Source organism: Nocardiopsis tropica (assembly GCF_042660575.1).
GTDB classification, from domain to species: Bacteria; Actinomycetota; Actinomycetes; order Streptosporangiales; family Streptosporangiaceae; genus Nocardiopsis; species Nocardiopsis tropica.
Map to the genome: position 1 here is coordinate 120360 of NZ_JBHSUF010000013.1, position 19213 is coordinate 139572.

At 69.5% G+C, this 19213-nt stretch carries 22 protein-coding genes, 1 tRNA gene and 1 pseudogene; 9 read left to right on the forward strand and 15 right to left on the reverse strand.

Features of this window, described 5'->3' with window-relative positions; translation table 11 throughout:
• Positions 1-31 precede the first annotated feature (31 nt).
• The 5 genes and pseudogenes from ACFQBR_RS21540 to ACFQBR_RS21560 all read right to left on the reverse strand — a co-directional run bounded on the left by ACFQBR_RS21540 (position 32) and on the right by ACFQBR_RS21560 (position 2162).
• Complete coding sequence (locus ACFQBR_RS21540) at positions 32-505, reverse strand: NUDIX hydrolase (protein WP_344184075.1); 474 nt, start codon at positions 503-505, stop codon at positions 32-34.
• Between the two features lie 21 nt (positions 506-526).
• Positions 527-1135, reverse strand: a pseudogene (locus ACFQBR_RS21545) (Clp protease N-terminal domain-containing protein); the annotation flags it as partial.
• Positions 1081-1581 carry a Clp protease N-terminal domain-containing protein gene (locus ACFQBR_RS21550; protein WP_344184071.1) on the reverse strand — a complete coding sequence of 167 codons (501 nt, stop codon included), beginning with the start codon at positions 1579-1581 and terminating at the stop codon, positions 1081-1083. The pseudogene ACFQBR_RS21545 and the gene ACFQBR_RS21550, both read right to left, overlap by 55 nt.
• Positions 1582-1628: 47 nt before the next feature.
• On the reverse strand, positions 1629-1835 hold the full coding sequence (locus ACFQBR_RS21555) for a hypothetical protein (RefSeq protein WP_378554241.1): 207 nt from the start codon (positions 1833-1835) through the stop codon (positions 1629-1631).
• Between the two features lie 81 nt (positions 1836-1916).
• Positions 1917-2162 (reverse strand): hypothetical protein, encoded by a 246-nt coding sequence (locus tag ACFQBR_RS21560; protein WP_344184069.1) that lies wholly within the window; start codon positions 2160-2162, stop codon positions 1917-1919.
• Between the two features lie 36 nt (positions 2163-2198).
• Here ACFQBR_RS21560 and ACFQBR_RS21565 point away from each other — a divergent pair, with 36 nt between their 5' ends.
• The gene (locus tag ACFQBR_RS21565; protein WP_344184068.1) at positions 2199-2528 is read left to right on the forward strand and encodes a replication initiator; all 330 of its coding nucleotides are present in this window, start codon (positions 2199-2201) and stop codon (positions 2526-2528) included.
• 153 nt (positions 2529-2681) lie between these two features.
• On the opposite strand, the gene ACFQBR_RS21570 is transcribed toward ACFQBR_RS21565, so the two are convergent.
• From ACFQBR_RS21570 to ACFQBR_RS21585, 4 genes are all read right to left on the reverse strand, one after another.
• Positions 2682-2766 (reverse strand) — tRNA-Ser (locus ACFQBR_RS21570).
• A 92-nt stretch (positions 2767-2858) separates the two neighbouring features.
• Complete coding sequence (locus ACFQBR_RS21575; RefSeq protein WP_267947319.1) at positions 2859-3353, reverse strand: nucleoside deaminase; 495 nt, start codon at positions 3351-3353, stop codon at positions 2859-2861.
• A 1-nt stretch (position 3354) separates the two neighbouring features.
• Complete coding sequence (locus tag ACFQBR_RS21580; protein WP_267947320.1) at positions 3355-3843, reverse strand: tRNA adenosine deaminase-associated protein; 489 nt, start codon at positions 3841-3843, stop codon at positions 3355-3357.
• Between the two features lie 42 nt (positions 3844-3885).
• Positions 3886-4386 carry a tRNA adenosine deaminase-associated protein gene (locus ACFQBR_RS21585; protein WP_267947321.1) on the reverse strand — a complete coding sequence of 167 codons (501 nt, stop codon included), beginning with the start codon at positions 4384-4386 and terminating at the stop codon, positions 3886-3888.
• A 321-nt stretch (positions 4387-4707) separates the two neighbouring features.
• On the opposite strand from ACFQBR_RS21585, the gene upp reads away from it, so the two are divergent.
• The 7 genes from upp to ACFQBR_RS21620 all read left to right on the forward strand — a co-directional run bounded on the left by upp (position 4708) and on the right by ACFQBR_RS21620 (position 10242).
• A complete protein-coding gene (upp, locus tag ACFQBR_RS21590; protein ID WP_267947322.1) occupies positions 4708-5361 on the forward strand; it encodes a uracil phosphoribosyltransferase in 654 nt (217 codons plus the stop codon).
• 410 nt (positions 5362-5771) lie between these two features.
• Positions 5772-6005 (forward strand): hypothetical protein, encoded by a 234-nt coding sequence (locus tag ACFQBR_RS21595; protein ID WP_267947323.1) that lies wholly within the window; start codon positions 5772-5774, stop codon positions 6003-6005.
• Positions 6006-6323: 318 nt separating this feature from the next.
• A complete protein-coding gene (locus ACFQBR_RS21600) occupies positions 6324-6488 on the forward strand; it encodes a hypothetical protein (protein ID WP_170293704.1) in 165 nt (54 codons plus the stop codon).
• Between the two features lie 18 nt (positions 6489-6506).
• Positions 6507-7016 carry a PH domain-containing protein gene (locus tag ACFQBR_RS21605; protein WP_267947324.1) on the forward strand — a complete coding sequence of 170 codons (510 nt, stop codon included), beginning with the start codon at positions 6507-6509 and terminating at the stop codon, positions 7014-7016.
• Between the two features lie 385 nt (positions 7017-7401).
• Complete coding sequence (locus ACFQBR_RS21610) at positions 7402-7632, forward strand: hypothetical protein (RefSeq protein WP_267947325.1); 231 nt, start codon at positions 7402-7404, stop codon at positions 7630-7632.
• 563 nt (positions 7633-8195) lie between these two features.
• Complete coding sequence (gene abc-f, locus ACFQBR_RS21615) at positions 8196-9857, forward strand: ribosomal protection-like ABC-F family protein (protein WP_344184067.1); 1662 nt, start codon at positions 8196-8198, stop codon at positions 9855-9857.
• Between the two features lie 241 nt (positions 9858-10098).
• Positions 10099-10242, forward strand: coding sequence for a hypothetical protein (locus tag ACFQBR_RS21620; RefSeq protein WP_344184066.1), 144 nt, complete (start codon positions 10099-10101; stop codon positions 10240-10242).
• Here the strand turns inward: ACFQBR_RS21620 and ACFQBR_RS21625 are convergent.
• The gene (locus tag ACFQBR_RS21625; protein ID WP_344184065.1) at positions 10209-14084 is read right to left on the reverse strand and encodes a replicative DNA helicase; all 3876 of its coding nucleotides are present in this window, start codon (positions 14082-14084) and stop codon (positions 10209-10211) included. The two genes, ACFQBR_RS21620 and ACFQBR_RS21625, sit on opposite strands and share 34 nt — an antisense overlap.
• 345 nt (positions 14085-14429) lie before the next feature.
• Between ACFQBR_RS21625 and ACFQBR_RS21630 the strand changes: the two genes are divergently transcribed.
• The gene (locus ACFQBR_RS21630) at positions 14430-15779 is read left to right on the forward strand and encodes an MATE family efflux transporter (RefSeq protein ID WP_267947329.1); all 1350 of its coding nucleotides are present in this window, start codon (positions 14430-14432) and stop codon (positions 15777-15779) included.
• 475 nt (positions 15780-16254) lie between these two features.
• Here ACFQBR_RS21630 and ACFQBR_RS21635 read toward each other — a convergent pair whose 3' ends face one another.
• The 5 genes from ACFQBR_RS21635 to rpsF all read right to left on the reverse strand — a co-directional run bounded on the left by ACFQBR_RS21635 (position 16255) and on the right by rpsF (position 19148).
• Positions 16255-17088, reverse strand: coding sequence for a peptidoglycan recognition protein family protein (locus ACFQBR_RS21635; RefSeq protein ID WP_344184064.1), 834 nt, complete (start codon positions 17086-17088; stop codon positions 16255-16257).
• A 223-nt stretch (positions 17089-17311) separates the two neighbouring features.
• A complete protein-coding gene (rplI, locus tag ACFQBR_RS21640; protein ID WP_267947331.1) occupies positions 17312-17758 on the reverse strand; it encodes a 50S ribosomal protein L9 in 447 nt (148 codons plus the stop codon).
• Positions 17759-17785: 27 nt separating this feature from the next.
• Positions 17786-18022: a 30S ribosomal protein S18 gene (gene rpsR / locus ACFQBR_RS21645; RefSeq protein WP_013155832.1), complete on the reverse strand. Its 237-nt coding sequence runs from the start codon at positions 18020-18022 to the stop codon at positions 17786-17788.
• Between the two features lie 114 nt (positions 18023-18136).
• Positions 18137-18736: a single-stranded DNA-binding protein gene (locus ACFQBR_RS21650; protein WP_267947332.1), complete on the reverse strand. Its 600-nt coding sequence runs from the start codon at positions 18734-18736 to the stop codon at positions 18137-18139.
• Between the two features lie 121 nt (positions 18737-18857).
• Complete coding sequence (gene rpsF, locus ACFQBR_RS21655; RefSeq protein ID WP_267947333.1) at positions 18858-19148, reverse strand: 30S ribosomal protein S6; 291 nt, start codon at positions 19146-19148, stop codon at positions 18858-18860.
• Between the last annotated feature and the right edge of the window lie 65 nt (positions 19149-19213).

Consider the following 19213-nt stretch of genomic DNA (forward strand, 5'->3'; position numbering starts at 1 on the left):
GGAACGGCGCCTGGCCGAGGATCGCTGCCCCTCACCCGATGTAGGTCGGCCCTCCGGCAAGGAAGTGCTCCACGCGCAAACGCATGGACCGGTCCATCCGGTAGCCGGTCAGCTCGTGCTTGGGCACCCAGACGACGTCCTTGGACTCGTCGCTCGGCGTGGGCTCACCCGCGAGCGGATATGCCGCGAACACGAGCGAGAACTCCTGCCGCGCTTCGCCGTCGCTCGTGTAGTAGATGATGTGCTTCGGATCGCTGTAGATGCCGATGGTGCCGGTGATCACGCAGGTTATGCCGGTCACCTCCAGCGTCTTCCGAACGGCGGCGTCGGGCACGGAAGCGCCCAGACCCAGCGCACCGCCAGGGACGGCCCAGTTGTCGTTGTCGGTACGGCGGATCATCAGCACCTCGTCGCGCTCGTTGACCACGAACACGTTCACCGACGGGACGAGATTGTTCGCCGTCGGGGCCTTGGGGTCGTCGTAGTAGTCGATCCGCTTGCCCACGGGTCTCTTTCCGGCTTCTTCAGCCGGCTGAGCCATCATCGTCCGCACCTGATCGCGAACCGCATCAGGTGAGATGCCGAGGCCACGGAGCAACTTGGCTCCCGTTCCTCGCTTCTTACGCAGCAGCGCCAGAAGAACATGCTCCGGTTCGAGTTCGTCTGCTCCGGAGCTTCGAACCTCGGTCGCGGCGTGCTGAAAGGCCGTCGTTACTTCAGACGAGAACGGCAGATAACCCTCACCCGCGTCGCCCCTCCTGGGCTTGGTGATCTTGAGAACTTCGATCACAGCAGCATCATCGCGAACGCCCAAGCCCACCAGGGTTTCGGCGGCGGCTCCCTCTCCGTCCGACAGGATTCCCAGCACCACATGCTCTGGCCCGATCACCTGGTGATTGAACCTCTTGGCCTCTTCCTGGGCGAAGACGACAACGCGCCGGGCGCGGGGGCTGAACAGCTCGAACATGGCCGAGGCTCCTGGATCACTCACGAGGGGATGCTTGGTCCCTACCTTCTCGTAGCTGTCCAGGCGGATGCCGAACAGGCTCCCGCCCAAGACGGCTCCCATCGTCCTGGCGGTCAGCCCGCTCGCCCGTGCGCCTGCTCCTGGATCTGCTGCGACAGATGGGCCCATACTCCGTGCACCTGCTCACGGACCAGCTCCGGGGAAACACCGAGGCCGCGCAACACGGGAAGCGCCGCGCCGTGGTCCTCGTGGAGCAGACCGAGCAACAGGTGCTCCGTGTCGATGAAGTCGTGCCGCACCTGCAACGACTCGTACAGCGTCTGTTCCAGGGACTTCCTGGCGTCCGGGGAGAAGGGCAGGTAGGACCGGAAACGCCATCGTCCACGACCGCCGGTCCTGACCACCTCGGCCCGGACGGTTCCGTGGTCCAGGCCCAAGCTCCCCAGGACGCCGGCCGCGATCCCCGTCCCCTGCGACAACAGTCCGAGCAACAGGTGCTCGGTGCCGATGTGGTTGCGCCTGAGTTCCACGGCCTCTTCGCGCGCCAGGACGGTGACGTCCTTCGCCTGTTGGGTGAACCGATCGAACATGGTCAGGGCTCCTGGGTCGCTCAAGAGGGGATGCTTGGTCCGGACGAGGACATCACCGCGATGGCTGATCGCTACGGGGCGGGCTCCTCCGTCGTTGGGGAGACGGAACGTTGAACTCGGTCGTGACGACGAAGCAGCCAGTAGTGCATCGGTGCCCACACCGACATGACTCCGGCGAACAGCATGTGCGGCCACATCGGCTCCCCCATGAGGGGGCTGGCCCACACCAGCATGATCAGAGCACCGACGAACACCATTCCGGCAGCTGCCCTCAGCACCAGAAGTTCAAGGGGACTGCGTACGGTCATGAGGGCTCCCGCTCTGTTGCTGTGGGTTTGCGCAGCGGTGTCGGCGACTGGCTATGGGGTGGGTGCCGCCCCTGGCCTTTCCCCGGGCCGCGCGGGAGGAGTGGTGGGCGGGGCAGAGGGGTGGTCTTGGCTCTGCGGGCTCCGCTTCTTCTCCCTGTTCCACAGCATGTAGAAGAGCCCGGCGTTGCTGAGGAGCATGCCTCCGGGGAAGACCAGGAGTTCAGAGAGTGCCAGAACCGAACCGCCGAGGTTGATCAGGGCAAAGAACAACAGCAGGGGTTCGAGGGATGTTCTCATCGGAGACTCTCGCTCTGTGGTTGTGCGGGTGGGCCGATGCCGACGCCTACCGGTAAGTCCACCCGGGCCGAACGCCTCGCGCAACCCCTGGCCCGGGAGGTGGCCGAACAGGTCGCCGCCGACCACGGCGTGCGCATCCGCCCCGTCTCCCTCCGACGCACGAACATCGCCACCGGTGCCACCGAGGTGATCGACGCGCCCTGCGGCTCCACCCTGGAATCGCGCTGCCCGACCTGCGCCCGGCATCAGAGGTCGCTACGGCGGACCTGGTACGAAGAGGGCCGGCGCCTGTTCCCCGACCGCCTGGACGAGGTGGCCGACGCGATGGACGCGGCCCGTGTGAAGGCTCTCGCCACCGCCGCGTGAGGATCCTGACGGAGCCTCCCCGGGGATCGAACCCCGGACACGCGAAAGGCCGGTCTCTCCGACCGTGTGCACCGTATGTGCACCGGCCCGGATCAACCGGCCCTCGCTACCTCTACCGGCCCTACGCTCACCTGCGTGAACGTCGGCCTCGTGCGGTGGAGGAGGGATTTGAACCCTCGAAGGGTTGCCCCTTACCCGCTTTCGAGGCGGGCGCCATCGGCCACTAGGCGACTCCACCGCGAGCAACTCTACCGGATGCTCCGCCGTGCGGAAAACCGGATGGCGCGAGCGGTTCCGGCGGCTTCCCGGACGTCCTCCGGGGCGGGCTGGTCAGCCGCGGTCCCGACCCCCGCGGCGGTGCTCGAAGAACGCGGTCAGGAGTTCGGCGCACCTCGCGGCGACGTCCGCGCCGACCAGGTCGGGCGGCACCACCTCCGGACGGTGGTTGAGCCGCGGGTCGCGGACCACGTCCCACACCGACCCCACGGCGCCGGCCTTGGCGTCCCGCGCGCCGAAGGCCAGGCGGTCCACCCGGGAGAGCACCGTCGCGCCCGCGCACATCACGCAGGGCTCGAGGGTGACGACCAGCGTGCAGCCGCTCAGGCGCCACTCACCGCGTGCGCGGGCCGCGGCCCGCAGGGCCAGCACCTCGGCGTGCGCCGTGGGGTCGCCCGCCGCCTCGCGTTCGTTGTGCCCCGTCCCCAGGACCGCGCCCGCGGCGTCCAGGACGATCGCCCCCACCGGGACGTCGCCCGTGGCCAGGGCTAGCTCGGCCTCGGCGACCGCCGTCCACAGCGCGGCGTCGAGGACCCCGCGGTCGTCCACGTCACAGCCTCATGGCGTCGAGGATGTCGCCGAACCCGGCCCGCTCGGCCACGACGGCGAGGACGTCGGCGGGAAGGACGCCGCTGCCGACGGACAGCGAGCGCAGCTCGTCGCCGTCCACGCCCAGGTCGGTGATCAGGTCGCCGTCGCCCACCGGTACCGGGTTGGGGCGCGCGCCCGCGCTCTCCGAGGGCTGCGGGGCGCCGAGGGCGCCCGCTTCGGAGAGGACCGAGGCCACGGGGTGGTCGTGGACCACACGGCCGTCCGAGAGGTACACGCGCGGCTCACCGCCGTCGTCCGAGGCGCGCACGACGGCGAACCACTCGTCGTCGGCTTCCACCAGAAGGAGCGCGCTGTCGCTGCCCCGCTCTGCGGCGAAGTCGAGCATCAGGTCGGTGACGTCGTCGATGACGTCCACGTCCCCGAGTTCGACCTCGGTTCCCCGCCATGTCTTCCCGTTGGGGGCGAAGACAGCTGCGAAGGTCGACACCGCGTGCTCTCCTGTTCTCCAGGGTGTTTTACCAGGGGTCCCTTACCCCATCCCGTCCAGGACACGCTGGAAGGACTGTGCGAATCCGAGGCGTTCGGACACGCTCGCCAGGACCTCGTCGGGGTACAGGTCGAGATCGCCCGCGAGGGCGCCGAGCTCCATCTCGTCCAGGCCGAGGTCGGCGACGATGGACAGGTCACCGGCGGGGAGCACCTGGTCGAGGTCGTCGTCGTCGGGGAGGTCGATGTCCAGGTAGTCGAGGACGTCCCTGGCGACCTGCCAGTCCACCGACGCGGTGACGTCGGAGAGGAAGAGGGAGACGTCCTCCCCGTAGACCCGCACGATGATGAAGAAGTCGTCGCCGACCGAGACCAGTCCGAGGGAGCCGCTGATGCTCGGTTGCTGGCGCAGTGCGTGGATCAGGCCCTTCAGGTCGTGCGTCAGCGTCACGGGGAGGAGGTCGACGTCCCAGTACTCCTCTTCCCTGTACGCGACCGCCGCGAAGTCACCCGAGTCGTCGTCACCATGATCGAGTACTGTCATCGTCACCCCAACCCGGCCGGTGTATCGGTGCGGACGAGGAAGAGCCGCGCCCGCGCGAGTGCAATGGTAACGATCACTCCCGCTCCGCCGTCTCCCTCGATCCGTGTCAGTCCGGACCACGCTCTCATGAGAACGGGGCCCGCGCTGCCGCCCCGGCGGTTCCGTCGGGCCTCCCCGGGAGCGGACGGGCGCCCCCGCAGGTCCACCGCGTGACAGGCGCGGCTCCGGGACGCCCTGTTCCGGGTGGTACGCGCGGTTAGACTCGGGCGGGCCCCCATCCCCAGCCACCGTCCCGTTATCCCAGCTCACCCGGAGAACGCCTTGGAAACCCTGGTCGTCGACCATCCCCTGGTCGCGCACAAACTGACCACCCTGCGCGACGTGCGGACCGACTCACCGACCTTCCGGCGCCTGACCGACGAGCTGGTGACCCTGCTCGCCTACGAGGCGACCCGCGACGTCCGAGTGACGGACGTCACCATCAGGACTCCTCTCGTGGAGACCACCGGAACACAGCTGACGCGTCCCACGCCCCTCGTGGTCCCGATCCTGCGCGCGGGTCTGGGCATGCTCGACGGGATGACCCGCCTGCTCCCGACCGCGGAGGTCGGCTTCCTGGGCATGGCCCGCGACGAGGACACGCTCCAGCCCGCGACCTACGCCGACCGGCTGCCGCAGGACCTGTCCGGCCGCCAGTGCTACGTGCTGGACCCGATGCTGGCCACCGGCGGCACCCTGGCCGCCGCGCTCAAGCTCCTGGTGGAGAGGGGCGCGGACCACGTCACCGCGATCTGCCTGCTCGCCGCCCCCGAGGGACTGGTCGCGGTGGAGCAGAAGCTGGCCGAGACCCTGGCGCCGGACCACGGTGCCACCCTGCGCGTGGTGACCGCCGCGGTGGACGAGCGCCTGGACGAGAACGGGTTCATCCTCCCGGGGCTGGGCGACGCGGGCGACCGCCTGTACGGCTGCGCCTGAGCCCTCCCCTCGGCCCCAGGAGCCTCAGCGCCCAACCGGATCACCGGTTGGGCGCTTTTTCGGCTCTTTTGAACACCGGACGAATGATCGACCGAAAATCGGGCATTGAACCCGGAGGCAGCCGCGTCAGACCAGGTGGCGCACCCCTCCGGACGCAAGCGTCGACACGGCTTGCATTAGCCGAATTCATTTCGAGATTGGAACGTAACAGATTAGAGTGATCATGGTTCCTGACCACCCATAACCGCGAAGGCCAGCCGGACCGAAACCACGCCGCACGGCCGGGGTCCGCCGGAGCGGAGGCCCCGTGTCCGCTTCCTGCGCGGCGTTCAGGCAACCCTCCGCCGACTACCCAAAGACCCCGACCGCACACGCTGCGCCATCAGCCCCCACGGCCCTCAAGGAGTGAGATGCCCGAGACCCCCTCCCCCTCGACCGACCGCGACCCCCGCTACGGCTCCGTCGTCGACCGACTGTCCACGGAGTTCTCCGGCGTCCACCACGATTCCACCGTCACCCGTTGCGTCGACGCCGCCAGACACGGCGCCGAGGACGTCATGGGCCGGGCCACCCCCGATCTCGTCGAGCGGATCGCCCGGCAGCACCTCCAGGTGCTCGCCCTGGCCTTCGCCGAGCAGCACTAGGGATCCGCTCCGCACGAACCACGAGTTTCGGCCCGACCGTCACTCGCCTCCGGCCGGGGAACCAATCGGTCCCGGGGAAGTCCCTCCCTTCTCCGGACAAACCATCCCTAATGCCCTGACCTGCGAGGGGCTTCGACCGTATTCCGGTCGACCGAACACTGGTTCACCAACACCACCGGAACCGGACAGAGCCCGCAAGCGCGGTAGGCCGGACATACCGCCACGCCGAGGGTGCGCCCCAGGCTTTACGGGCATCATTGTCAATGGAACAATCACTGCTGGGTTGGTGGGTCAGGTGGATTCCAAGGGGAGTCAGTCGTGGCGAAGTTGAAGAAATGGGGCGGCTACGCTCTCATCGGTTTCGTGGCGTTTTATCTGCTCACGCAACCTGAAAGCGCCGCTGGTGTGATCCAGAGCGCGTTGGGCGGTCTGATGGGTGGCGCGGAGTCCATGTCCCGCTTCGTCAACGCACTGCTGCCGTAGTGGGGATGGACGGGTGCCATGCGGCTCGTAGCGTCGAGTAACAGCGCTCCGGCGTCGGTCAACCGTTACCTTCTGCCGCACGAGCAGGACGTCGTGACCATCCGTCGGCACCCCGCGGTCCTCATCGGACCGGTCGGGGCCGTCCTCGGTGCGTTGATCGTCGCCGGCATCATCAGCAACACCCAGATCGCGGACAGCGCCGCGGCTCTGGCGATCATCTGGTGGCTGTGGCTGCTGGTGCTGGTGTGGTTCGTCTGGCGGGTCGCGGAGTGGTCCGTGGACTACTTCGTCATCACGTCGGCGCGCCTCCTGCTGACCACGGGGCTGATCACCCGACAGGTCAACATGATGCCGCTGGGCAAGGTCACGGACATGAGGTTCGAGCGGACCCTGGTGGGCCGCTTCCTCGGCTACGGCACCTTCGTGATGGAGTCCGCCGGTCAGGACCAGGCCCTGAGCCGGATCTCCTTCATCCCGTACCCGGAACAGCTCTACCTGGAGGTCGTGGGGCTCATCTTCAAGGAGTGAGCCGCCGCAGGTCCCGACCACCGTCACGGGGCATCCGCCGAGGGCGGATGCCCTTCGTCGTGCTCCGGGCTCCCCGTGCCGGCCGCGGGCCCCGGGTGCGGCCCCTGGCGCGGGGCCGCCCCGCCTGATTCGCCCTTCGTTCACCTTCCGTTCACCTTGCCTCGAGGCCACACTTCCCTGCCCTCGCGCCACAGCCGCCCGCATGCCGGGAGGCCCGCCCGCACCGCCCCGGCATGGGAGAACACCCCCCGGGGAAGAACCCCCTTCAGATCCGCAACACGGCATCCCTACCCAGCGGGCGCGAACCTTCGCAAGCCAATCGAATTGACGCGAAGGTGAACATAGGGTTAACTCATAACATCTGATACGGAAACGAGGAGGGCCCATGGCGCGCTGGACAGACCGTGCACCACACCCCACTCGCTCCGCGACGCCCCGTCGGCGTATCCGCCCCGCGGCTGCGACCCGCCGTCTCTCCGGCCTTACGCCCGAGCCCGTGCACGTCCCGCAACCGCGCGAGGACGCCGACGCCATCGCGTCCGAATACCCGATCATGCACTGGGTGCTGGTCACCGACCACAACGGTCGGACCCGCCCGGAGGCCCGCTGGCTGTAGCCGCACGAGCGACCGTCGAGTGAGCCCTTCGCCACCGCGGCGAGTGCTCCGGAGTCCATGAAGAGCGAGTGACGTGAAGGGGCCGCCCCTGCGGGGGCGGCCCCTTCACGCGTCCCGGAACCGGTCCCCGAACCGGACAACGCCACTCCGCCGCTAAAACGGTTTGGTAATTAATCAGAATCCGGCCGTCCGCATATAGGCCCCGAAGCGCCGACCGAGAGTGATCCCCGTCTCACCGAAAGCACACTTGACGCCAGGCAAAACGAGACGTACCGTCTTGCACATGAGGCTGTACATCTTCCTGTAGATCCGCGCCAGACGCCCGCGTCCGAGCACCGCCGCACCCGCTGCCCAGCGGCGACACCCCTGTCGCCCCTCCGGCACCGTGCGGCTCCGCCGGCGTCGCCGTACCGCGGTCGACCCAGGGAAGCCTCAGCGTTCCCGCTGTACCGGACCCCGTCTCGCCCGTGCGAGCCCTGTCCGAAACCAGCCGGCACGCGTGCTCCTCCGGCGATCCGCGGCCCCGTACCGCCAGACCGCACCGCACCCCAGGAGGCGCGCACATGCACACCGCCGCACTTCGAGCACACTCCCAGCTCACCCTCGACGAGATCACCAAACGCTACGACGACCACACCGTCCTCGACCGTGTCACCCTGACCATCGGCCCGGGCGAACGCGTCGGAGTCATCGGGGACAACGGATCGGGCAAGAGCACCCTGCTGCGCCTGCTGGCGGGCGAGGAGCGCCCCGACAACGGGGACCTCACCGTCAGGGCGCCCGGCGGGGTCGGCTACCTGCCCCAGACCCTGGAGGGGGTCGGCGTGCGGACCGGCACCGTGGCGGACGCGATCGACTCCGCACTCGCCGACCTGCGGGACCTGGAGGCGCGGCTGCGCGTGGCCGAGGCCCGCCTCGGCTCCGCCACGGCCCGGGAGATGGACGGCTACGGTGACCTGCTCGCCGAGTTCGAGACACGGGGCGGCTACGACGCCGACGCGCGCGTCGACGCCGGGCTCCACGGCCTGGGCCTTCCCGGACTGGACCGCGAGCGCCCGCTGCGCATGCTCTCCGGAGGGGAGCGCTCACGTCTGGCCCTGGCCGCGATGCTGGCGGCCTCGCCCGAACTGCTCCTCCTGGACGAGCCCACCAACGACCTGGACGACCGCGCGGTCGCCTGGCTGGAGGACCGGCTCCGGAACCACAGGGGCACGGTGGTCGCCGTCACCCACGACCGCGCCTTCCTCGCCGGAGTCACCGACACCGTCCTGGAGGTCGACCACGACCTCCACCGGATCAACAGGTACGGCAACGGGTACTCCGGGTTCCTGGCCGCGAAGGCGGCGGCCCGGGCCCGGTGGATCCGGGAGTACCAGGACCGGAGGGCCGACCTGGCCAGGCAGAGGACGCTGGCGGACAACGGCGTCGCCGCGCTCCGGGCCATCCCGCGCAAGGTGGACAAGGCCGCGTTCGGGCACGGCGGGTTCAGGATGCGCAGTCGGGCGCACGGCTCCATGAGCCGTATCCGCAACGCCAAGGAGAGGCTGGAGAGGCTGGCCTCGGACCCGGTGGCTCCGCCTCCGGTCCCGCTCCGCATGACCGCCGAGTTCACCGGGGCCCCGCAAGGGGAGCCCGGCCCGGCGCCGGTCGCCGAACTGGAGCGGGTGCGGGTCGACCACCGGCTCGACGTCCCCGCACTGGAGCTGGCACCGGGTGAGCGCGTCCTGGTCACCGGCCCCAACGGGGCGGGGAAGTCGACCCTGCTCCGGGTCCTCGCCGGGGAGCTGGCCCCCGGCCCGGGTCGGGTCTCCGTCCCGGCGAGGGTCGGCTTCCTGAGGCAGGAGGACGGCGTGTCCCCCTCCCGGCGGACCGTGCTCCAGGCGTACGCGTCCGGCCGCCCCGGCCCCGCCGAGGAGCACCGGGAGGAACTGGCCTCGCTCGGACTGTTCCGCCCCAAGGAGATGGACCAGGCGGTGGCGTCGCTCTCGGTCGGGCAGCGCCGCCGGATCGAGGTGGCCCGACTGGCGTCGGGGGTCCACGACCTCCTGCTGCTGGACGAGCCGACCAACCACCTCTCCCCCGGTCTCGTGGAAGAGCTGGAGGAGGCGTTGTCGCACTTCACCGGGGCTCTGGTGATCGTGACACACGACCGGACGATGCGCGGGAGGTTCGCCGGCCGCCACCTGGAGATGCGGGAGGGGATGATCGTCGGGGACTCCCGGTGAGAGGGCCGTGACTCTTTGTCGACAAATCGGCTTGACCACAAATAGGCAAAGAGGCTGACCGATAAACGGGGCCCGTCGCGGGGCGGCGGGCCCCTCCTCCGGATACACCGTCGACGCCCTCGACCTGTACCGGGAGGGGTGCGACCCGGTCCTGCGCCCCGGGGACGAACCCGGCCGGGCGGACCCCTCCGAGGGGTACGCGGCGCACGGCTTCGACACGTCACTGGACATCCAGCTGCGCGTGGGGATCTCCGAGTTCTGCGGGATCACCGGGGCCGCCGTGCACCTGGTGCACGACAGCCTGGGCTCACCCGACCTGGCCGGCGTGGACGCGACCGTGGACGCGACGGCCTATCCGGGCGCCATGTCGACGAACCGGCTGTAGTGGCCCTGGAAGGCCACGGTCACGTCCGCCGTGGGGCCGTTGCGGTGCTTGGCCACGATGATGTCGGCCTCGCCCGCCCGCGGCGACTCCTTGTCGTGCACGTCCTCGCGGTAGAGCAGGATGACCATGTCCGCATCCTGCTCGATGGAGTTGTGGACGCTGATGCCGTTCGCGACAAAGTTGTGGGTGCCCTCCACCGTGGCGTCGAACACCTCTCGTTCTCCCAAAGGTTCGATCTCCACGACCTCGTCCCAGAAGACGTCGTTCGTGGCCAGGAGTTCCAGATCGCCGTCGTCGAGCACGGCTGCCACCCTGGACAGCCGCGTCCGGCTGGGGGCGGACTTCCACATCGCACTGCCGCAGAACTCCGTCTCCATGGCGGTGGAGAACTGCCTGTGCGTCATGCCCTTGGCGCCGATGGTCGTCCGCACCCTGTCCCGCACCTGCACGGGGATCGTGTCCAGGTTGGTGTTGCCCCGTCGGCCCTCCATGCCGGCCACGCACTCTGCAAGCCGCGCCGACCGGGCACCGTGGCATCCGACGACCTCCGCGAAGCGGCGCTGGTTGTCCATCCCGTAGACGTCAAGGGTGTAACAGACCCGGTAGCCGCTCTTCCGCACCTTCTTGATCCGCGTCATGATGCCGAGCCTGGCGAGCAGTACGGCGATGCCGTCGACCAGACGACGGCTCGTGGTCGAGTAGTAGATGCGGGCCTGGCCGCCCTTCTCGTTCCAGTAGGCGCTGCCGTCCGTCGCCCACAGATGCCGGAGGAACAGGCCGATCTGGCGGTCGGAAAGGGAGTACACCCCCTCGGGAACGAACTTCTCGTGGCTGCGCAGTCCGAACAGCCCCAGACCGTCCAGCCACGCTGCGATGGGGTTCCGCTTCCCGTGCGTCAGCCGGAAGGGGGCCGGTAGCCGGAGTGTCGTCGTCCGCGCGGAGGCGTACTCGTCCCGTACCGCCGTGATGCCGAAGTGCCGGGCGGCCTCCTCCACCACCGCGAGGTTCGCCTCGTCGGTGTTGGCGTAGCGAATCGGCTGGCGACGGACGAACGAACCGTCCCCGATGAGGTGTGCGAGCATGATGACCTCGGCCTCGGGCCACTCGGCCGTCCGGTCCGGCTCAGGAACGCTCCGGGCCACCGCGACCTTCTCCCCCACTCCGAGGTTCTCGAGGGCGGTCCATCCGTCGAGGTTGAGGAAGGGGTGGTTGCCGGAGGCGACGACCTCCCTGCCGGAGGCCAGCCGCAGCCGGAACACGTCCTTGACCCCGCTGGAGAAGACATGGGTCATCGTCCTGGGCACCATGCGCAGCCGCTCGTCGAGCGACCACACCGGAATGTCGCGTTCACCGCTCCGGTAGAGCTCACCCAAGGTCACCTCGGCACCGGTGTCGGCTCGCAGCACACGCGTCTCAGCGACAAGGCAACCAGATTCGCGCAGGTCAGAGACCTGCGGGCGCTTGTCGGTGCGCTGTTCGGGGCCGCGGTTCAGCTGGGAGAGCGCCACGACGGGAACCTCGAGCTCCTTGGCCAGGAGCTTGAGGGACCGGGACATCTCCGAGACCTCCTGCTGGCGGCTCTCCACGCGCCCCGGTGAACTCATCAGCTGGAGGTAGTCGACGATGACCAGCTTGAGGTCGTGCTGCTGTTTGAGCCTGCGGCACTTGGCCCGGATCTCCATCATCGACATGTTCGGTGAGTCGTCGATGAAGAGGGGCGCGTTGGCCACCTCGCCCATGCGCCTGGCCAGCCTGGCCCAGTCCTCGTCGGTCATCAGGCCGGAGCGCATCGTGTGCAGGGGTACCCGGGCCTCCGCCGACAGCAGGCGCATGACGATCTCGTTCCGGCCCATCTCCAGGCTGAAGAAGACCGAGGCCATGTCGTTCTTGATCGACGCCGCGCGCGCGAAATCCAGGGCCAGGGTCGAGTTGTGGGTGGGGATCATGGAACGCGTCGCGAGGAACAGGTGGTCGGGGTGGTCGACCTGCACGCACCGGACGGGAACGCTGTCCACCTGGCGGACCCCGGTGATGAACCTGGACCCGATCCGGGCGTAGCCCCGTCCCTCACCGCGTTCCCGATGGGCCCGTTGCTTGCGCTCGATCCCGAAGACCTCGCGCGTGGAACCGAACGTGATCGTGTAACAGGTCGAGGAACCCTCCGTGCGCCCCCGGACCCGCTTGCGGGACATCCCCGTGCGGTGGCCCAGGCTGTGGGCGAGTTCGCGGAAGTCGTTCGCCAGGCGCTCGTTCGTGACCGCGAACTGGACCGAGCCGCCGGCGTTGACGGTGCCGTCGCTGTCCAGCAGGCCCGCCATGAGTGCCCGCCGCTGCGACACGGACGCCCTCAGGTAGGCGTTGGGAATGTGCTTGTCGCCCAGGACCCCGAGCGAGCGGAGCAGGGCCTGGACGCTGCCGTGGTCGTCGATACAGCGCCGGCACCGTGTCTGGCCGAAACAGGGGGTCCCGCAGTCAGCGCAGGTGGTGTGGGGCGCGGGCTCGGAGACGAACCTCGCCCTTCCGCCGCAGGACTGACCGCAGCTGCGCACATGCGGCAGTTGGGGGGTGAACCGCGTCCCGCAGACGACGCACTCCCTCTCCGGACGGGAGGGGTCCTCAGCCGGAAGGAAGACCCCGTAGGTGCAGGTGCCCCGGCCCACCGGCTTGGTGACCAGTCCCTCGGCCTCGATGTTCGTGAGGACCTCGGGATCGGTGGTGGTGATCCGCGCCGCCTGCGAGGATCCGTCACCCAGCCAGGCTCCGAGGAAGTAGGGCGGCAGGGGGAGGTCGCGCTCCGGCAGCGCGATCGGAGAGGTGTTGACCACCGAATGGTTCGACCTGCGGTCGGCGGTGTCCAGGCGCTGCGTCCGGAAGATCTCCCGGGTGGTTCGCACCCCGGGGAGGACACGGGGGGAACTTCCCGTGGCACCGGCCTCCTGGGCCGCGCGGCGGGAGGCGCGGGTATGGGTGAGCCACTGGTGTTCGGCGTCGGCGATCACCGTGGTGCCGTCGTCGAAGGTGAGCTCGAAGCAGGGCCTGTCGGTCATCGCCTCGGTGGCGGCCACCACCCGGGTCGGGGTGCCGTCGGCGGCGAGGAGTCGGTCCCCGACCTCCACCTCCCCCATGGTGGTCCATCCCTCGGGCGTCGGGAGGGGGGTGTCCAGGGCCAGGGCCTTACCGACGGCCGGCCTGGCGGCGATGATGATCATCTGGCCGGGGTGGAGGCCGTTGGTGAGGGCGTCGAAGTCGGCGAAGCCGGTGGGCACGCCGGTCAGGGTGCCGTCGCGGGCCCCGATCGCCTCGATCTCGTCGAGGGCGCCGGGCATGATGTCGGCGAGGACCACGTAGTCCTCGCCGGTCCGCTTCTCGGCGACCTTGTAGATCTCCGCCTGGGCGTGGTCGACGAGGTCGTCCACCTCGCCGTCGCCGGCGTAGCCGATCTGGGCGATACGGGTGCCGACCTCGACGAGCCGGCGCAGGACCGCCCGGTCGGAGACGATCTTGGCGTAGTAGCCGGCGTTCGCGGCGGTCGGGATGGCCTCGGTGAGGGTGTGGAGGTAGAGGGCGCCGCCGACGCGGGTGGCCTCGCCGCGCTTGGTGAGCTCGGCGTTGACGGAGATGGCGTCGACCGGCTCGCCGCGGGAGAAGAGGTCGACGACGCTGTCGTAGATGATCTGGTGCGCGGGGCGGTAGAAGTCCGCGGAGCGGATGATCTCGACGACCTGGGTGATGGCGTCCTTGGAGAGGAGCATGCCGCCGAGCACGCTCTGTTCGGCCTGGATGTCGTGGGGTGGGGTGCGCTCGTATCCGCCTTCTTCAGGTGGCTGCTCAGCGACACTCACGAACGCTCTCCCCAGGACCGTACTCCGCCGGCCCGAACGGGCCGACCCCTCCAGGATGCCCCATCGCGACCGCTGGGGACGCCGCGGACGGGACCTGTGGACGGAGCCATTACCACCATGTCCCGCCCCGCGCGGGGCATGGCGGGCACAGGTTGTGCACATCACCTGTGGATAACTTTGCCATGACCCTCGCATATAGGCTTTGATCTGCAAAAACACTGTGCGTAGGCGGGCCGTGCAAGATGCCTCACAGGGAGTGTTTCCACAGGTTATCCACAGGCATCCGGGCGGGTGTGGACAACTCCACACCCGACTAGAACGCCTGTCCGATACTGTGGCCTGGTCATGCCAAAACTGCTCTCGGCCGCCCCCTTCCGGCACCGCCACGACCGCGAGATCTTCGCCCTGGCGGTCCCCACGTTCTTCGCCCTCATCAGCGAACCCCTGTTCCTGCTCACCGACGCGGCGGTCGTCGGCACCCTGGGCACCCAGGCCCTGGGAGGGCTGGGCGTGGCCGGGCAGGTCCTCCTGACCCTGGTGGCCGTCTGCGTCTTCCTGGCGTACGGCACCACGGCGGCGGTCTCCCGCCGGTTCGGCGCCGGCGACGTCGCGGGCGGTATCCGCGACGGTGTGGACGGCCTGTGGCTCGCCGTCCTGCTGGGGGTCGCGGCCATCGCGATCGGCTGGCCGCTGGGGCCGCTGATGGTGGACCTGCTGGGCGCCTCGCCCGAGATCGCGCCCTACGCGCTGACCTATCTGAGGATCAGCCTGCTCAGCACGCCGTTCCTGCTGATCGTCATGGCGGGCACCGGTGTGCTCCGGGGGCTCCAGGACGCACGCACCCCGCTGCTGGTCGCGGTGGCCTCCTACGCCGGCAACGCGGTGCTGTGCGTGGTGTTCGTGCTGGTCATGGACTGGGGCATCGCGGGTTCGGCGTGGTCGACGGTGATCGCGCAGGGCGCGGGGGCGTTCTGGTACGTGGCGGCGATCTCCCGTTCCGCGCGGCGTGCGGGGGTCTCCCTCGCCCCGACCGCGGCGGGACTGCGGGCCTCGGCCTCCGCGGGGTTCGCCCTGTTCCTGCGCAGCGTGTCGATGCGGGTGGTCGCGCTGGTGACCACCGCGGTGGCGGCGCGCCTGGGCGACGAGTCGATCGCCGCGCACCAGGTGAGCTACAACATCTGGGCCCTGCTGGTGTTCGCCATGGACGCGATCGCGATCGCCGGCCAGTCCATCGTGGGCCGGTACCTGGGCGCGGGGGACGTGCGGGGCACGAAGGAGGCCACCCGCCGCATGGTGGAGTGGGGCGTGATGCTGGGTGCGGTGTTCATGGTCCTGGTGTTCCTGGTGCTTCCGTGGGCCCCGGTCCCCTTCACGTCCGATGCCGAGGTGCGGGCCCTCATCATGGCCACGCTGGTGGTGGTCGCCCTCATGCAGCCGCTGAGCGGCGTGACCATGGTCCTGGACGGGGTGCTGATGGGGGCGGGCGACCAGCGCTACCTGGCGTGGGCGTCGCTGTGGACGATGGCGGCGTTCCTGCCGTGCGCCCTGGTGATCCCCCGCTTGGCGGAGGACTCGCTGTGGGGCCTGGTGGGGCTGTGGATCGCGTTCACGGTGTGGATCCTGGCGCGCGCCGTCACCCTGGGCGCCCGTGCGCGGGGGACCGCCTGGCTGGTCACCGGGGCGACGAGGCCCTGACGGGGGGCGCCGCCGCACGGGCGGGCGCCTGGAGGTCCGCGCCGGTCCCCGGCCCCGTCGTACTCCCGCCGCCGGGCGGGCGCGTGGGGGCCGCTCGCCGGAGGGGGAAGCGGGAGCGTCGCGCCCGGGCCCCGTGGGGGCACACCTCATGGTGGCGAGCCGCGGGCTCCCCCTTGTGAACCAGGGGACCACGGACCGTCGGGCCCCGTCCAGGGCGGACATGTCGACCTGTGGACAAGTCGCTCCGCCGTGTCGACCTGTGGACAAGTCGCTCCGCCGTGTCGACCTGTGGACATGTCCCCTCCTCCGCTTGTCGACCTGTCGGGAAGCCGATAGGCGGACGGGTCGACACCGCGCGCACGGCAGCGGGCCGCTTGTCTCCCCCCCTGTGCGTACCGGGCCCGCCGGGACGCGAAGGAGCCGCCCCGGGGGGTCGGGGCGGCTCTCCGGCGGGCATCGTGTCAGGTCCCTCGGGTCACGGGGACGCGTCGAGGTCGCCGACCGCCGGGCCGTGGTAGAACGGCACGGCCCGTTCGGCCTGCGGAACCCTCGGGTAGGTCGGCAGCTGCTCCAGGGTCAGCTCGGTCCCGGCGACCCGGCTCAGGTGGCTCAGCTGTTCGCGCATCCTGCTCGTCACGTCCTTGCGCAGCTGCGGGAGCATCGAGTAGAGCTGGTCCCCCGGGCAGCTCGTGGCGTTGTAGTCCCGGTGGCCGACGATGGCCTCCGACGGGTCCAGCTGGTAGACCAGGCACAGCCACGCACAGGTGTCGACCAGCGACCCCATGAGCGCCTGGGTCGGGGTCTGCGAGGTGTACGTGCCCTCGTTCTCGATCCCGATGGTGTGGGAGTTGTGGTTGGCGGTGTGCGCGCCGACCACGTGCTTGCCGTCGCGGATCGCCTTGAGGGACAGGTCCCTGCCCTCCATGATGTGCCCGCCCCGGCTGATGGTGAGCTGCTGGCCGGTGTCGCTCCACCCGTTGCTGTCCATGTGGTAGCGCTGGATGGACCGGGACAGCGCGGCGGCGTGCTGTGTCGAGGTGTCGGACACGTTGCCCGTCGCGGTGTGGTGCACGACGATGTGGGTCGGCCCCTTGGACACCAGGTCGATCTTGTTCCTGGGCGCCCTGGCCTGCCAGTCGGCGCGCGTGTACACCTTGGGCATCGCGGCGGCGGAGGCCTGCCCCGCCGTTGAGATGCCCATCATCCCGCCGAGGAGCACGCCCCCTGCGGCGAGGGCGGTCCCGCGCAGGATCGTCCTGCGGTCCACCAGCGGGTGTCGGTCCGGATCGGTCGTTCTCTCTACGGCCATCGGTCGTCGTCCTCTCCGTGCGGGGCGCCGCGACGTGCGACACCAACACAGACAACACGATAGGTTACAAAGAGTAGTCAAAGGGTTGCTTTTGGTAATGAGGCGTGTCAGGAAAGCCCCACCCCCGCGAGAGCACGACCGACCCGCCGGAACACGTCCCGACACGAAGCGGGCCCCGCCTCTCCGAGGAGAGGCGGGGCCCTGACGCGTCCGGTGCCTGGGATCAGGCGCCGACGACGTCCAGCTTGATCGTCGCGGAGACCTCGGGGTGCAGGCGGACCTGGACCTTGTGGCTTCCGACCGACTTGATCGGGGTCTTGACCTCGATCCGGCGCTTGTCCAGCTCGGGGCCGCCGGTCGCCTTGACGGCGTCGACGATGTCCGCGGGCGTGACCGAACCGAACAGACGACCGCCCTCGCCGGCGCGCTGCTTGAGGCGCACGGTGAGCGCACCGACCTGGCCGGCGACCTGCCTGGCCTCGTCCAGGGTGCGGATGTCACGCGCGGAGCGCGCGCGCTGGATCAGGTCGATCTGCTTCTGACCGCCGCGTGTCCACCGGATGGCGAACCCGCGGGGCAGCAGGTAGTTGCGACCGTAACCGTTCTTCACCTCGACGACGTCGCCGGGGGCTCCGAGACCGTTGACCTCGTGGGTCAAAATCAGCTTCACGACAAAAACCTCCCTCGGATATCGCCGCTAGCGAGCGGTGCTGGTGTAGGGCAGCAGGGCCACCTCGCGCGCGTTCTTGATCGCGGTCGCGACGTCGCGCTGGTGCTGGGTGCAGTTGCCCGTGACGCGGCGGGCACGGATCTTGCCGCGCTCGGAGATGAACTTGCGGAGAAGCGTGGTGTCCTTGTAGTCGATGTAGGACTGCTTCTCCTGGCAGAAGAGGCAAACCTTCTTCTTGGGCTTGCGCGCTGCCGGCTTCGCCATCGTGGTGCTCCTTCGCAAGAGCCCCGGGGTCCTCCCGGGGATGGTCTGTGGATGGAAAGGTGACTCGGCGCCCTGGGGCACCGGGCCGTGTGCTGCGTGGTGCGGGGTGGAGCGCTAGAACGGGGGCTCGTCGGAGAAGCCTCCGCCGCCGCCACCGAACCCGCCGCCACCGCCGCCACCGTTGGTCGCCCACGGGTCGTCGGCCGGGGGGCCGCTGCGGCCTCCGCCGCCCTGCGCCCCGCCGAAGCCGCCGCCCTGGTTCCCGTAGCCGCCGCCACCCTGCTGGGGCTGGCCGCCGCCGAAACCGCCTCCGCCGCCGTTGCCGCCGCCGAAGCCGCCGCCACCCTGGCGCTGCGTCTTGGTCACCTTCGCGGTGGCGCTGCGCAGAGCCGGGCCGACCTCCTCGACGTCGATCTCGAAGACGGTCCGCTTCTCACCCTGCTGGGTCTCGTACGAGCGCTGCTTCAGCCGGCCCTGCACGATGACGCGCATGCCCCGCTGAAGGCTCTCGGCCACGTTCTCCGCGTACTGCCGCCAGACAGTGCAGGTGAGGAACATGGACTCGCCGTCCTTCCACTCCCCCGACTGCTTGTCGAAGGTGCGGGGCGTCGAGGCCACACGGAAGTTGGCGACCGCGGCTCCACTGGGCGTGAAGCGCAGCTCAGGGTCGTCGACGAGGTTGCCGACGAGCGTGATCTGGGTTTCGCCTGCCATGGATGGGCTCCGGTTCGAGGTAGTCGGTTCAGGCGGTTTCGCCTGCTCCCCCGATCATCCGCGCCGGTACTGACAGAACCGGGGCGGACGGAAGGGGGTGAGGGGTACGGGCAGGGCCGTCCTAGTGGACCTCGGGCCGGAGGACCTTGGTGCGGAGCACGGCCTCGGCGAGGCCGAGCTGGCGGTCGAGCTCCTTGACCGTGGCGGGCGTGGCCGTCAGGTCGATGACCGCGTAGATGCCCTCGGGGTTCTTGTCGATGTCGTAGGCGAGACGGCGCTTGCCCCAGATGTCGACCTTCTCGACCGAGCCGCCGTCGTTGCGCACGACGCCCAGGAAGTTCTCCAGCGACGGGGCGACGGTGCGCTCGTCGAGGTTCGGGTCGAGGATGACCATGATTTCGTAACGACGCATAGGCGTACGTTCCTCCTCTGGACTGTTGCGGCCATGGAATCTCCATGGCAGGAGGGCAGGAGTCC

What these genes read in the sequence shown, in the direction of transcription:
- ACFQBR_RS21560 (WP_344184069.1), bottom strand. Translation starts at nt 2,162, where the DNA reads ATGAGAACATCCCTCGAACCCCTGCTGTTGTTCTTTGCCCTGATCAAC.
- ACFQBR_RS21565 (WP_344184068.1), top strand. Translation starts at nt 2,199, where the DNA reads ATGCCGACGCCTACCGGTAAGTCCACCCGGGCCGAACGCCTCGCGCAA.
- ACFQBR_RS21585 (WP_267947321.1), bottom strand. Translation starts at nt 4,386, where the DNA reads ATGACAGTACTCGATCATGGTGACGACGACTCGGGTGACTTCGCGGCG.
- ACFQBR_RS21595 (WP_267947323.1), top strand. Translation starts at nt 5,772, where the DNA reads ATGCCCGAGACCCCCTCCCCCTCGACCGACCGCGACCCCCGCTACGGC.
- ACFQBR_RS21605 (WP_267947324.1), top strand. Translation starts at nt 6,507, where the DNA reads ATGCGGCTCGTAGCGTCGAGTAACAGCGCTCCGGCGTCGGTCAACCGT.
- ACFQBR_RS21610 (WP_267947325.1), top strand. Translation starts at nt 7,402, where the DNA reads ATGGCGCGCTGGACAGACCGTGCACCACACCCCACTCGCTCCGCGACG.
- abc-f (WP_344184067.1), top strand. Translation starts at nt 8,196, where the DNA reads ATGCACACCGCCGCACTTCGAGCACACTCCCAGCTCACCCTCGACGAG.
- ACFQBR_RS21630 (WP_267947329.1), top strand. Translation starts at nt 14,430, where the DNA reads ATGCCAAAACTGCTCTCGGCCGCCCCCTTCCGGCACCGCCACGACCGC.
- ACFQBR_RS21635 (WP_344184064.1), bottom strand. Translation starts at nt 17,088, where the DNA reads ATGGCCGTAGAGAGAACGACCGATCCGGACCGACACCCGCTGGTGGAC.
- rpsR (WP_013155832.1), bottom strand. Translation starts at nt 18,022, where the DNA reads ATGGCGAAGCCGGCAGCGCGCAAGCCCAAGAAGAAGGTTTGCCTCTTC.
- ACFQBR_RS21650 (WP_267947332.1), bottom strand. Translation starts at nt 18,736, where the DNA reads ATGGCAGGCGAAACCCAGATCACGCTCGTCGGCAACCTCGTCGACGAC.
- rpsF (WP_267947333.1), bottom strand. Translation starts at nt 19,148, where the DNA reads ATGCGTCGTTACGAAATCATGGTCATCCTCGACCCGAACCTCGACGAG.